15 protein-coding genes are annotated in these 12,726 nt (G+C 42.5%); all 15 read left to right on the top strand.

Translation table 11 applies throughout. The features are described from left to right. The first annotated feature begins 215 nt into the window (after positions 1-215). The 15 genes from infC to EHS15_RS16890 are packed head-to-tail and all read left to right on the top strand — an operon-like array spanning position 216 to position 12,723. Entirely contained in the window at positions 216-773 is a 558-nt protein-coding gene (gene infC / locus EHS15_RS16960) for a translation initiation factor IF-3 (RefSeq protein WP_135761768.1), read from the top strand. A gap of 15 nt (positions 774-788) precedes the next feature. Further along, on the top strand, positions 789-989 hold the full coding sequence (gene rpmI / locus EHS15_RS16955) for a 50S ribosomal protein L35 (protein WP_135761767.1): 201 nt from the start codon (positions 789-791) through the stop codon (positions 987-989). A gap of 3 nt (positions 990-992) precedes the next feature. Then, the gene (gene rplT / locus EHS15_RS16950) at positions 993-1,346 is read left to right on the top strand and encodes a 50S ribosomal protein L20 (RefSeq protein WP_135761766.1); all 354 of its coding nucleotides are present in this window, start codon (positions 993-995) and stop codon (positions 1,344-1,346) included. Positions 1,347-1,402: 56 nt separating this feature from the next. Next, positions 1,403-2,071, top strand: coding sequence for a hypothetical protein (locus tag EHS15_RS16945; protein ID WP_135761765.1), 669 nt, complete (start codon positions 1,403-1,405; stop codon positions 2,069-2,071). Between the two features lie 5 nt (positions 2,072-2,076). Next, positions 2,077-2,394 (top strand): cell division protein ZapA, encoded by a 318-nt coding sequence (locus EHS15_RS16940; protein ID WP_135761764.1) that lies wholly within the window; start codon positions 2,077-2,079, stop codon positions 2,392-2,394. Continuing rightward, positions 2,391-2,975 (top strand): 5-formyltetrahydrofolate cyclo-ligase, encoded by a 585-nt coding sequence (locus EHS15_RS16935; protein ID WP_135761763.1) that lies wholly within the window; start codon positions 2,391-2,393, stop codon positions 2,973-2,975. The genes EHS15_RS16940 and EHS15_RS16935 overlap by 4 nt, the downstream gene beginning before the upstream one ends. A gap of 37 nt (positions 2,976-3,012) precedes the next feature. Further along, complete coding sequence (locus tag EHS15_RS16930) at positions 3,013-3,516, top strand: chemotaxis protein CheW (protein ID WP_135761762.1); 504 nt, start codon at positions 3,013-3,015, stop codon at positions 3,514-3,516. A gap of 19 nt (positions 3,517-3,535) precedes the next feature. Further along, positions 3,536-6,751 (top strand): chemotaxis protein CheW, encoded by a 3,216-nt coding sequence (locus tag EHS15_RS16925; protein WP_135761761.1) that lies wholly within the window; start codon positions 3,536-3,538, stop codon positions 6,749-6,751. Next, a complete protein-coding gene (locus tag EHS15_RS16920; protein WP_135761760.1) occupies positions 6,751-7,809 on the top strand; it encodes a protein-glutamate methylesterase/protein-glutamine glutaminase in 1,059 nt (352 codons plus the stop codon). The genes EHS15_RS16925 and EHS15_RS16920 overlap by 1 nt, the downstream gene beginning before the upstream one ends. A 3-nt stretch (positions 7,810-7,812) precedes the next feature. After that, positions 7,813-8,175 (top strand): response regulator, encoded by a 363-nt coding sequence (locus tag EHS15_RS16915; RefSeq protein WP_135761759.1) that lies wholly within the window; start codon positions 7,813-7,815, stop codon positions 8,173-8,175. Positions 8,176-8,179: 4 nt separating this feature from the next. Further along, positions 8,180-8,923, top strand: coding sequence for a segregation and condensation protein A (locus tag EHS15_RS16910; RefSeq protein ID WP_135761758.1), 744 nt, complete (start codon positions 8,180-8,182; stop codon positions 8,921-8,923). 3 nt (positions 8,924-8,926) lie between these two features. Then, the gene (scpB, locus tag EHS15_RS16905; RefSeq protein ID WP_135761757.1) at positions 8,927-9,592 is read left to right on the top strand and encodes an SMC-Scp complex subunit ScpB; all 666 of its coding nucleotides are present in this window, start codon (positions 8,927-8,929) and stop codon (positions 9,590-9,592) included. Further along, positions 9,589-10,677 (top strand): prephenate dehydratase, encoded by a 1,089-nt coding sequence (gene pheA / locus EHS15_RS16900; RefSeq protein ID WP_135761756.1) that lies wholly within the window; start codon positions 9,589-9,591, stop codon positions 10,675-10,677. The genes scpB and pheA overlap by 4 nt, the downstream gene beginning before the upstream one ends. Then, on the top strand, positions 10,674-11,582 hold the full coding sequence (locus EHS15_RS16895; protein ID WP_135761755.1) for a prephenate dehydrogenase: 909 nt from the start codon (positions 10,674-10,676) through the stop codon (positions 11,580-11,582). The genes pheA and EHS15_RS16895 overlap by 4 nt, the downstream gene beginning before the upstream one ends. Continuing rightward, on the top strand, positions 11,569-12,723 hold the full coding sequence (locus EHS15_RS16890) for a DUF1343 domain-containing protein (protein WP_135761754.1): 1,155 nt from the start codon (positions 11,569-11,571) through the stop codon (positions 12,721-12,723). The genes EHS15_RS16895 and EHS15_RS16890 overlap by 14 nt, the downstream gene beginning before the upstream one ends. The last annotated feature ends 3 nt before the right edge of the window (positions 12,724-12,726 follow it).

Below are 12,726 nucleotides of genomic sequence, written 5' to 3'. Positions count from 1 at the left end.
ATTCTACTTTGGACTTTACAAGTCCTATGGAATTTCGTAAGATATATGATCAAAGGATTGCTTGATTTTTCTGTCCGAATTATTGTAGGAACTCCAGGATATCCCCACCCACGATCAGGGCGGGGAATTGTACCCTCGCTTTTCCCCCAAGAAATTTACTTGATCCTGGGGTTTCCCGCTTGAAATTGGGAATTTAAAGTAATTTCGGAGACTGAATGCAGAAAAGGCCCAACCCGAGAGGGAACCCAAACCAGGACAAATTCGCCCACATTAGAATTAACGAACAAATCACCAATGTTGATAAAATCCGACTCGTTTCCGACGAGGGATCTGACATTGTTACTTTGGAGGAAGCTCTACGTAGAGCGAAAGAAGCTAACCTGGATTTGGTGGAAGTCTCTGGAGATCAAGATGTTCACGTCTGCAAGTTGATCGATTTTGGAAAATACAAATTCGAACTACTGAAGAAAACGAAAGAAGCGAAAAAGAAACAGCACATTGTCACGGTAAAAGAAATCAAAATCCGTCCGCGGATCGATAACCATGACTTTGAGATAAAGAAGCGTCATGCCTTGGAGTTCTTAGCTAAGGGCGATAAGGTGAAAGTGACACTTCGATTCCGAGGAAGAGAGATGGTTCACTCTGAGATCGGAATGAATATTGTTAACCGGTTTGTCGAGGACCTAAAAGAGCATGCCTCTCCCGAAAAAATGCCGGTACACGACGGAAAAACAATAGTGGTCGTGATGAACCCAATAGGCAGCAAGAGCTGAAAGGAAAAAACAACTATGTATAAACTAAAAACAAATCGTGCAGCAGCGAAACGTTTCAAGTTTACCAAAAACGGTAAAATCAAACGTGGTCATGCTTTCAAAAGACACATTTTGGAGAAAAAATCTCCTAAAATGAAACTGCAAAGCCGTGGAATGGTCGTTATCAACGACTCCGATTACAACAGAGTAGAAAAACTTCTACCTTACGGAGGTTAAACGATGCCACGCGCAGTAAATGGTACTATTCACAAAAATCGTCGTAAAAAACTTTTAGAAAAAGCGAAAGGATTCCGTGGCGGAAGATCCAAACTTTTCAGGACTGCAAAATCTGCGGTGATGAAAGCTGGCCAATGGGCTTACCGTGACAGAAGAAAGAAAAAATCCGAATTCAGAAAACTTTGGATCACTCGTATCAATGCAGCGGTTCGTGAAAATGGAATTTCCTATTCCAAATTCATTCACTCTTTGAAAACTTTGGGGATCAATTTGGATCGTAAGACTCTTGCGGATCTTGCATACAACCACAAAGAAGTTTTTAACGCTCTCGTGGAAAAAACAAAAGTCGCAAAATAATTTAGTGCTTGATTGGAATAGAATAGGTCTCCTATTCTATTCCATCGGATATCATCATGTTGAAATTGGAAACCATTGAAGAGCTGGAAAGCAAAGTAGTCAAAGCTCTGGAGCTCATCCAGGACTTAAGGACGGAAAACAGCCGTTTGGAAACAGAGAACGAATCTCTCCGAGCGGAAAATGACCAGATGAAACTTGCAATGGAGGAGAAAGAGAGAGAACTCACTTCTCTGAAATCCCAACTTCAAGATGCAAACCAACAGCTGAGCGAACTAAGAGCCAGAGAAGAAAAACTCGAATCGAAAGTTCATCAATTGCTCAATCGTTTTGATGGAATTTCTCCATCTTCCGGATCTTCTTCTCAAGCTAGCAGCACTCCTCCTACACCACCACCTGTTCCTACTGCGCCCGCCGCAGAAGAAGCACCGATTGCTGTGGCTGCAGCGGCATCCGCCCCTGCTTCCATCATTGAAGAAGACGATGAAATTATACTTTTAGATGAAGAAGACACAGACTTCTCTCCTGAGGAATCTCTGGAAAAACCTCCTGCACAAGTTTCTTTGCAAAAAGAAGAAGTGGTGTTGGCGGCAGAAGAGAGCGATGTTCCTACGGTCGATTTGGACGATGAAGATGACATCATCATTGACGATGATGACGATACAATCAGTGTTTTTGATGCTGACGATGACGATGATTTTTTGATCATCGAAGACGATCCTAAGTAATCAAAATGGCAGACTCTGCCTCTTCACCCCAAAAAATCACAAAACAAATATTCGGTGAGTCATATACTATCGTAGGCGAGGCTTCGCCTAAGTATATCTCTCAAGTGGCCGATTATGTGGAAGAAAGACTGAAAGAAATTTCTTCCTCACTTCCTAATGCTTCCAAAACCAAAGTAGCAGTGTTATGTGCTCTTAATTTAGCCGATGAATTGTTTCAGCTTCGTGAGAAAGGACTCGCTTCGGAAGAAACAAAGGAAATAGAAGATAGAACCAAAAAAATCATCTCCCTATTGGAAGAGGGAATCATCGGTGATATTTATTGAATCTACTTTCCAAAGAAGAAGCTCGCTCTAGATTGAAGCAGCATCTTCCCGTTCTCGAAAGAAGGGAAGAATTCGAATCTCAAATTCTAACCAGGTTTTTCCCTCTTCTTTCCGGTAAGGAAAAAATTATTTCCTATGTTGCCGATCTTGCTTGGGAAGTGGATCTACTTCCTTTGGTGGAATCTTGCCCTTTGCCAAGGCCGGCCGGTTTTTGGGAGCTGCGCCATTCGGCAAAATGGTATTTCCCTAAGATGATGCCCGAAAAACGTTTGGACTTCGTTCGTCCTTGGGAATGGGAAAAAAACAAATGGGGAATTTGGGAGCCGAAAGGTGAGGAAAAAATCACTGTGGAAGAAGCCGATTTGATTTTGGTTCCCGCTTTAGGTTTTTCTTCCGATGGCACTCGATTAGGCAGAGGGGGAGGGTTTTACGACAGACTTCTTTCGTCAGATCATTTAAGAACGAAAACAATCGGATTCTGCTTTTCTAAATTTTTTCCCGTTCCTTTCGCACCGGAAGCACACGATTGCAAAATAGGAAAAATAATTACGGAATCCCGCATAATTTCGTTTTTAGATTGAACCGACAGATTCACTGCTTAGAACTATAGGAAAGACTATGGACCAAGAAACCCTACTTACTTCGATCGCCGAAAGAACCAAAAATGAGGCAGAATCCGACTTAGGGGATATCGAACAATTCCTCACTTTTACCATAGAAAAGGAGTTTTTCGGGATCCGCCTTCTTCTGGTTCATGAAATCCTCAAACCTGTGTTAATCACACGTATCCCGAATGTCGAAGAGTATATATTAGGCGTTATCAATCTGCGAGGAGAAATCATTCCTATCGTAGATTTGAAAAAAAGGTTTCATCAGTCCGATTCGGAAATTTTTCCTATCTCCCGTATCGTTGTCGTTATGTTGGAAGAAAAAAGGATCGGAGTGCTTGTGGATGAAGTGAAACAAGTGGTAAAGATCCAAAAAGAATTTATTAGTTATACCACAGACGATTTATCCTTAAACTACAGTAAGATGGTAGAGTCCGTTTCCAGATATGAGGATCATCTTATTTTGAATTTGGATTTAGATCAAATCGTCGATTTTGTTGCGATCGGTAAATAACGAAAGACAGGGTAGTCAATTGGCTGGAATATTAGGTGAATACACGGAAGTCTTCTTGGAGGAATCCGAAGATCAAATTGAAGAATTGAATGCCAACTTGCTCAGGCTGGAAAAAGACCACAGCAATCCTGAAATCATAAACGATATTTTTCGGGCCGCCCATTCTTTGAAAAGCAGTTCCGCTTTCGTGGGATTGTACAATCTGTCCGATCTTTCGCATAAGATGGAAAACCTCCTTCAAAAAATCAGAGAAGGAAGTTTGGAGATTAACGTCACTTTGGTGAATCTTCTTTTCGAATGTTTCGATTTGATCAAACATGTGATCGAAAACGTTGCGAACGGAATCAAAGTGGAAACTCCTTTTACGGATATGATTCAAAAACTGCAGGATTACGAATCCGATCCCGGTTTGGTGTCCGCACCGAATGCGGTTCCTCTTCCAAGAAAAGAAACTGCTTCTGTTCCATCGAATGTTTCTTCGCGACAGATCCAAATTACGGAAGAAGACTGGGGTGACATCAAAGGAATTCTTGCGGAGTCGCCGGAAGCGAAAATCTATCAAGTCGATCTAAAATTGAAGAACGACACTCCTATGCAAAACCTGCGTCTTCTTTTGATTTTGCAAGCAGTGAAGCAGTCCGGAACAGTAATCAAATCCGATCCTACGGAAGACGCATTGGATCGGGGAGAGGGTGGACTCACTCTTAATTTTTTAACTATCACAAAACAAACTAAAGACGAACTTTTCGCACAATGTAATATCGATATGGTTGATTCACTTGTAGTGGAGCCTATCTCTCCTCCGGTTTCCGAAATGGAAGCATTATCTCCTCCTGAAGCTGAGGAAAAAAAGAAAGATTTGGAAGTTTCTTCTCCCAAACAAAACGGTTCTTCTCAACCTCCGGCTTCTTCCAATCAGAATTTTGAAAAGGCTGTAACAGACTCTAAGGTTGTTATGCGGACGATCAAGGTATCTTCCGATAAACTCGATCAACTGATGAACAATGTGGGTGAGCTTGTGATCACCAACTCCGGCTTCCAAAAAATCTACGACGATTTAGTGGCTCAATTCGGAGAAGATTCTCTTTTCAACGAACTGAAAGGTAAAATCGATCAAATCAACCGCATCTCTAAAGATCTTCAAACAGGGATCATGAACATTCGAATGGTTCCTATCGGTTCCGTATTCAATCGTTTCACTCGATTAGTGAGAGATCTCTCTTTGGAAACCGGAAAGCAGGTAAACCTTGTTTTGCGGGGAGAAAACACAGAGTTAGATAAAAAAGTCATAGATGCTATCGGAGAACCTTTGATCCATTTGATCCGTAATTCTGTGGATCATGGAATCGAGTCTCCTTCCGAAAGAAAAGCCGCAGGCAAATCGGAAGAAGGAATCGTGGAACTCAATGCTTACCAGGGCGGTTCGAATATTCTAGTTGAGATTCGAGACGATGGAAAAGGTCTCAATAAAGATAAAATCCTCAAAAAAGCGGTCGAACGCGGTTTGGTTTCCGAATCCGAATCGGTTAATCTTTCCGAATCCGACATCTTTCAATTTATATTCGCTCCCGGCTTCTCTACTGCGGACAAAGTGTCCGATATCTCCGGTCGCGGAGTGGGAATGAACGTAGTCAATAAACTCATAGAAGAGTTCAAAGGTAAAATTTTGATTCACTCCGAGGAAGGAAAAGGTTCTTCTTTCACTTTATCCTTCCCTCAGGCTCTTGCCATCATTCCTTCCATCCTTGTGACTATGGAAGAGGAAGTGTATGCTTTCCCTCTTTCCGAAGTTTCTGAAACGATCAAAGTCAATGTCGATCAAATCACCACTTTGGAAGGACACGAGATCATCAACCTGAGAGGGGAGGTTCTTCCTATCTACCGATTGAATCGTATTTTAGGGTTGGCCGACAAACAGGAAATTCTGGAAGTCCCGGTAGTCATCGTAAATTACAAAACGAGAAAATTGGGATTCATCGTGGACGATCTCATCGGTAAACACGAAACAGTGATTAAATCCTTGGGTAAAAACTTCAAGGACGTGCAAGGTCTGACTGGAGCCACCATCATGGGAGACGGAACCATCATTTTGGTTTTGGATATTCCCGGCCTTGTGGAAATTGCGGCAGATAAAATCGATTGGTCCGAGAGTCGTTTGACGGGAGATATGATGAAACGCACATCTTCCATCCGTTCTTTGGAAATGAACGATTCCGATCTTATTTTTAAATCCCAGTTATCTACTAACTTTTATAATGCGAAACTTTCCGAACTTCGTTCGAAGGAAAAAACCCGTCTCAAAAAGGACAGATTGAAGACGGAAAGGCACGTAATCGTTCCTAAAGAGGAAGTATTCGCAGAAGAGCCAACTACGAATGTGGTTCTTTCCGCTGAGCTTGTGGGAGTGGGTTCCGGGAACGGGCATACTCATGCTGCCGCAGCGGAAGTGCCTGAAAAAACCAAAGACGAATTCACTTTCAATCCGAAAGAAGATGAAGTGCATCGACTTGCCGATAAAGCTAAGTTAGATGCTGTAAATCTGACGGAAAGGGAACAAGCCGCACAAATCATCAAAGGTTTTGTTGAGCAGAAAGAAGAAAGAATCAACCAGGTGGCAAGCACCCAATCCAGAGACATTTCCGAACTCATGTCTGCAAAAGACATCAAAAAACTGGAAAATATAGTCAACACAGGAATGATGAACGCAGGTGTCGTACTTTCCCAGTTAGTTGGAAAGGAGGTGGAGTTATTCATTCCTGAAATCATCCTAACCGATAGGGAAGGACTTGCCCGCGAATTTCGTTTTTCTCATGACGACTTCTTCGGAGTGAAGATCCGAATGACAGGCGATTTGAACGGAAATCTTTTGATGATGTTCTCCCAGGAAAACGGAACGGAAATCGCAAGAGAACTGTTAGGTTCCGAAGAGGCTAAATTCGGCCCTAACGGAAATGTTCTTTCCGACGATATGGTATCCGTACTTTCCGAAATCTCCAATATCGTTTGTTCCAGTGTGATGAATTCTCTTTCCAACAAAATGAAAAAGGAAATTTTACCTTCCGTTCCTGAAATGATCACAGGAAGCTTTTTGGATGTAATCGATATCGTAAAACCGGAAAGAACTAAGTTCCTTTCCATGCATACCGAGTTCAATCACCAAGGAAGCAATCTTTTGGGAGTTTTGGTGTTCCTTCCCGACTTTGACGAACTTGTAGAGTTGATCCAAAAATCATAATGGCAACGAATATCGCAATCATAGACGATTCTCTTTTGGTACGGAACATCCTAAGTGATGTTCTAGAGAAAAAGGACGGATTTCATATCGTCGCCACCGGAAAAACCGGCGTCGACTGCATTGAACTCGCAGAGAAATTGAAACCCGATTTCATCATCCTCGATATCGAAATGCCTATCATGGATGGATTGACTGCACTTGCGGAAATCAAAAAGAAAAGACTTCCTTCCGCAGTCATTATGTTGTCCGTTCTTACGCAGCATGGAGCAGATGCTACTTTTAGAGCATTGGAGTTAGGTGCTATCGATTTCGTTCCGAAACCTTCCAGTGGAAATCAATTTTCGCCGGAAGAAATCGCCGATGTTCTCTCCGGGAAAATTAAGGGATTTCTCGACTCCCGTCAGGCAAGCATCAAACCCCCTGTTAAGATAGTTCACGAAGTTCCGGGAAATAAAAGTTTTCAAAAACCAGTCTCAGTAAACGCTATCGGAATTGGGACGTCCACAGGCGGACCGAAAGCGCTGCAGACTTTATTCAGCGCACTTCCTGCCGATTTTGCAAAGCCCATTCTTGTGGTGCAGCATATGCCGGCGGGTTTTACGAAAGCTTTTGCGGAAAGATTGAATTCTCTCAGCAAAATCAAAGTAAAAGAAGCGGAAAACGGCGACATTATAGAGCCGGGGAAAGCATATATCGCTCCCGGTGATTATCAAATGCGTGTTGTCTCTAAGGACAATGCGAAGGTAATCGAATTGCATCAGAGCGGGCCGGTCAACGGTCACAGACCTTCGATAGAAGTTTTATTCGATTCGATGGCGGAAGTCTACGGAGCAAATCATTTAATGTCTGTTATTATGACGGGAATGGGAAGAGACGGTTCTCAATCCATTTCTAACATTCGGGCGAAAGGTGGAGTCACTTTTGCGCAGGATGAGCCGACATCGGTGGTTTACGGAATGAACCGTGTTGCGGTCGAGTTAGGTGGCATTGATTTTGTGTTACCTTTGGAAGAAATTGTTCCGAAGATGATTGAATTATTGAAAACGAGAGGGAATTAAAAAATGGCAAGAATTTTAGTTGTAGATGACGCTAAGTTTATGCGTACGCTTGTAAAAGATGCGTTAGTTGGCGCAGGTCATGAAATCGTAGGAGAAGCGGAAAATGGAAACATTGCCGTGGAACAATACAAAAATCTCAAACCCGATTTAGTGACTATGGACATCACCATGCGCGAAAAAGACGGGATCGAAGCAACCAAGGAAATCATTAAGTTCGACGCAGCAGCTAAGATCATTATGGTAACCGCCCTCGGACAAGAAGATCTGCTTGCGAAAGCGATCAAAATGGGCGTTAAGGATTTTGTTGTGAAACCTTTCCCTCCGGAACGACTACAACAAGCAGCAGCAAAAGCTTTAGGAATCTAATTTCGTGTCGCAGACTCCGGAATTTGTTGTCCGGTGGAACAACCAGGACGGAGGGCTCACGGAAGGACCAATCAGTGTTCTTTGGAGCTTAATCGATAGTTATAAGGTTGATATCTTCGAAGTATCCCTCTCTCGCATTACTTCGGATTTCATTCAATTTTTAAGAACGAGTCAATCTTTGTCGATTGAGCTGACTTCAGAGTTTGCCGTAATGGCATCTCATCTTGTTTATTTGAAATCGAAAGCTCTTCTTCCCGATCCCGGTTTTGAGGAAGAAGACTACGATCCACCACTTCCGAAAGAACTTGTTGATAAACTTTTGGAACACAAAAAATTCCAAATGGCCGGCCAAAAACTGGCGGAACTGGACCGCATCACTGCGGGTATGTTCACAAGAGAAACCAATCAAGTTTTGGAAGATGAAGAAACTTGGCTGGATGTAAGTTTGGTGGATTTAATTTCCGCATTCAATTCCATTTTAGAAAGGGAATCTTCGAACGAGGAATTGCCTCCTCCTATTTACGAAGGTCACCAACAATATTCCGTAGAAGATAAAATGGAATATCTGCAGAAACTTCTTCAGGAAAGAGGAGAAGTTCATTTTCTGGATATCTTCCAAACGGATTCTCCCGAGAAAAAAGAAGTCGTGGCAGCTTTTTTAGCCGTGTTGGAAACGGTGAAGATCCGTATCTGCAAAGTCGTTCAGCACAAAGTGTTCGGCGAAATTAAAATCGTTAAGGTTGCTTAGGTTTTGGAAGATCGTAAATACACAAAAGGGCTTTTGGAAGCTCTGCTCTTTTTATCGTCGGATCCGATCAAACTTTCTTCCCTTGCCAAGTCCGCAGGAATCGAAAAGACAGAAGCCAGAGAATTATTAGATGAATTGATTTTGGATTACAGCGAAAAAGAAGGCGGTTTTCTCTTGAGAGAAATCGCAGGCGGTTACCAGTTCATCACCAATCAATTGTACAGCGAAGCACTGTCTCATATATTCAAAGATAAAAAAAGGGAAACTCTCTCCAGAGGAACTCTGGACACTCTCGCCATCATAGCATACAAACAGCCGATCACATTGACAGAGTTAGACGAAATCAGGGGAGTTTCCTCCAGGGCTATGGTTGCCAGTTTGATTTCTAAAAAATTAGTCAAAGCTGTGGGACAAAAAGAAGTTCCCGGCAGGCCTACTTTGTACGGAACCACAAGTGAGTTTCTTCTCCATTTCGGTTTGAGCAAACTGGCAGATCTACCGACTCCCGTGGAAGTCAAAGAACTCAAGTTTGAGGATTTCACTCCCGATTCCATCGTTGTTTCCGATGCGGAAGACGAAATCAGTCCCGATTTTGATAAAACATCTCTTCCTGAAGAGCTGCAAGAAGAAGCGGCTCTTCCCGATTCCTCAGAGGAGGATCCAACATGAGTTCTCCCGAAGAAGAATTACAAAAGATACGTTCCGAAATAGATCAGTTAGACGGACAAATCATTTCTTTGATCCAGAAAAGAGCCGAATTCGCACAAGAGATCGGCAGGGTCAAAAGAAATGCAGGTGATCCTATTTATAGGCCGGATAGGGAAAGGGACGTGTATGAAAAAGTTTCTTCCAGATCCCAAGGCCCTCTTCCTGCATCCGTCATCCGTGCCATTTATAGAGAGATGATGTCAGGAACTATCGCCTTAGAACATCCGTTACGCATCGGTTTTTTAGGCCCGGAAGGAAGTTTTTCCCACGAAGCGCTTCGTTCGAAATTCGGTTCTTCCATCGACTCATTCCCTCAACCCACCATCCCCGATGTATTTAGAGAGGTGGATTCCGAAAAATTGGACTACGGGGTGGTTCCTGTGGAAAATTCAACGGAAGGTCAAGTCAGTTCCACTCTGGATATGTTTTTGGAAACGGGAGTTAAAATTTATTCGGAACATTACCAACGAATCAGTTTTTCACTTCTCGGTTTTGAAAAAGATCTGAAGTCAGTGAAAAAGATCTACGGAATTCGAATCGGAAATGAACAATGCCGCAATTGGATCTCAGCTAACCTTTCTCATGCGGAAATCATAGAAACTTCTTCCACTGCTATGGCTGCCAAATTGGTTGCGGAAAGAAAGGACGGACTTGCCATCGCCTCCAAAATTGCAGGGGAACAATACGGATTGGAACTCATCCATGAGGGAATCGAGGATTATTCCGGCAACACCACTCGTTTTCTTGTGATCGGTAAAACGGAATGCCCTAGAACCGGGCTAGACAAAACTTCACTCGTATTCTCTCTTCCCAACAAAACAGGTGCATTGTTTTCCGTATTACAAAAGTTTAATGAAGCTAATATCAATCTTTCCAAAATAGAGTCCAGACCTTTGAAAAGAAACCTTTGGGAATATCATTTTTTCATCGATTTTCTGGGACACAAGTCCGATCCGAAAATCGCTTCTTTACTGAAATCGATCGAAGAAGAGTGCACTGTCTTTAAACTATTGGGATCATACCCTTCCGCAGGACAGTTTGGATGAGAGAATGGAAAAACATCCTGATCTTCGGGATGGGTTTGATGGGAGGATCTCTCTCCCTTGCCATAAGAAAAAAAATCAAAACGGCAAAGACCACAGGAGTCGTACGCTCCGAAGCATCCAAGGATGTGATTCTCAAACAGAACATCTCCGACTTCGTTTTTCTGGAAGAGGAGTTTTTTCAAAATCGTAAATTCGAAGAATATGATTTGGTTATTTTCGCAACTCCCGTTCATTCAGTAATCCATCATATCCAAAACTTAAATTCCCATTCTCAAACGATCTATACGGATCTAGGCTCCACTAAAAAAACGATCATCGATGCGGTTCATAAAAAATTTTCAAATGAATCTCATCGTTATGTTTCTTCTCATCCTATGTGCGGTTCGGAACATTCAGGGCCTGGCGCCGCAAAAGAGAATTTATACGAGGAAAAACTCTGTATTGTAACTTCACCAAACGGCCTTCAGTCGGGCATTGCGGATGAAATTCGGATGTTTTGGGAAGCCATAGGGTGTTGGACTTTGGATATGGAAGCGAAGGAACATGACGAAACCTTGGCTTATCTTTCCCATCTTCCTCATCTGGTTTCTTCTTTGTTGGTTCAAACTGCAATTGGAAATCCTGTCGTAAACAAACAAGTTTCGGAAGCGCCTCGTCCCATTACGGGAGGAGGGTTTCGGGATATGTCCAGAATCGCCGGATCGAATTTAGAGATGTGGCTTTCTATTTTTCAGGAAAACCAGAATCAAATTTACGAATCTTTAAAAAACCTGAAATCGGAATTGGAACAAGTAACTGAGGCTTTTCATCCGTCTCATCCTTTGGACCGAGATCGAATCACGGAATTTTGGAAGGAGTCTCTTCTTTCCAAAGAGAAAATTCAAAAAACTCATGAAATTTATTAAGAACCTATCTAAGTTAAGCGGCTGTAAGGCGGGAATTCTCACCAATCAAAGTGCATTCGGCTGGAATCGCAAATATCATTTTTTATCCTATTCCGAATATCTCAAAATAGACACCTTGTTTCTTCCCGAACACGGATTGTTTGCGGAGTTGCAGGATCAAGTGAGCGGTTCCGATCTTCAATATCTGTTCGGAGACTGCAATATAGTAAATCTTTACGGAGATACGGAAGAGAGTCTTGTACCCAAACAAGAAGTTCTGCAAAAACTAGACATTCTGATCATAGATATCAGGGATGTGGGTTCTCGTTATTACACTTTTTTGACTACTGCCTACTATATGTTAGATGCAGTTTCCCGACTGAAAAAGAATACAGGCAAGGCCCCTCTTTTCATCGTAGTCGATTCTCCGAACCCGATAGGAGATGCTGTAGAAGGAACTCCTCTTTCGCAGGAGTTTGAATCTTTCGTGGGAGTTCGTTCCGTTCCGCATAGACACGGTTTAACGCCCGCAGGGCTTTTGAATTATTATAACGAAACCTTTCAGTTGAATGTGGAATTGGCTGTGATTTCCTCGGGAGTGTATCATCCTAAAAAATACAATCCTAGTCTTTGGATTCCTCCTTCTCCGAACATTCCTTCACAAACTACTTGTTATGTGTATCCGGGGCAGTGTCTTTTGGAAGGAACCAATCTTTCCGAAGGAAGAGGAACCACAAAACCGTTCGAAACTTTCGGAGCGCCTTATCTGAAAGGAAAAGCCAAAGAAGAATTGGACAAAAGACTTTCCAAACATCAATCTTCCTCGGTTCTGCTTCGGCCTCTTCGTTTTCTCCCTACCTTTCATAAATTCCAAGGGCAGATTTGCGAAGGGTATCAGCTTTTAGTGGAAAAACCTAAAAAGTTCCATTCTTTGTATTTTACCTTGTTTTTCCTGAGGCAAGTTTCCGAACTTTTTCCCGAATTCGAATACTTGAAAGGGGTTTATGAATTCCGCTCCGACAAACCAGCCATCGAACTTTTGGCGGGGGATCGGAAAATTCTTTCCTACTTGGCGGGCCAAATGACCGACTCCGATCTGAAATCTTATCTCGAAATTGAGGAAAAAAATTGGATTTTGGCCTCAAAACGCTTTCGATACTAACTT

This window comes from Leptospira idonii, from assembly GCF_004770995.1.
Classification (GTDB): domain Bacteria; phylum Spirochaetota; class Leptospiria; order Leptospirales; family Leptospiraceae; genus Leptospira_A; species Leptospira_A idonii.
The sequence above is the reverse complement of the archived record's forward strand: the minus strand, read 5'-3'. Positions and strand labels throughout refer to the sequence as shown.

Bases quoted from the DNA above. Each gene is read 5' to 3' on its own strand.
- infC (WP_135761768.1), top strand. From the start codon at position 216: ATGCAGAAAAGGCCCAACCCGAGAGGGAACCCAAACCAGGACAAATTC.
- EHS15_RS16895 (WP_135761755.1), top strand. From the start codon at position 10,674: ATGAGAGAATGGAAAAACATCCTGATCTTCGGGATGGGTTTGATGGGA.
- EHS15_RS16940 (WP_135761764.1), top strand. From the start codon at position 2,077: ATGGCAGACTCTGCCTCTTCACCCCAAAAAATCACAAAACAAATATTC.
- rpmI (WP_135761767.1), top strand. From the start codon at position 789: ATGTATAAACTAAAAACAAATCGTGCAGCAGCGAAACGTTTCAAGTTT.
- EHS15_RS16915 (WP_135761759.1), top strand. From the start codon at position 7,813: ATGGCAAGAATTTTAGTTGTAGATGACGCTAAGTTTATGCGTACGCTT.
- EHS15_RS16920 (WP_135761760.1), top strand. From the start codon at position 6,751: ATGGCAACGAATATCGCAATCATAGACGATTCTCTTTTGGTACGGAAC.
- EHS15_RS16890 (WP_135761754.1), top strand. From the start codon at position 11,569: ATGAAATTTATTAAGAACCTATCTAAGTTAAGCGGCTGTAAGGCGGGA.
- EHS15_RS16930 (WP_135761762.1), top strand. From the start codon at position 3,013: ATGGACCAAGAAACCCTACTTACTTCGATCGCCGAAAGAACCAAAAAT.
- rplT (WP_135761766.1), top strand. From the start codon at position 993: ATGCCACGCGCAGTAAATGGTACTATTCACAAAAATCGTCGTAAAAAA.
- EHS15_RS16945 (WP_135761765.1), top strand. From the start codon at position 1,403: ATGTTGAAATTGGAAACCATTGAAGAGCTGGAAAGCAAAGTAGTCAAA.
- pheA (WP_135761756.1), top strand. From the start codon at position 9,589: ATGAGTTCTCCCGAAGAAGAATTACAAAAGATACGTTCCGAAATAGAT.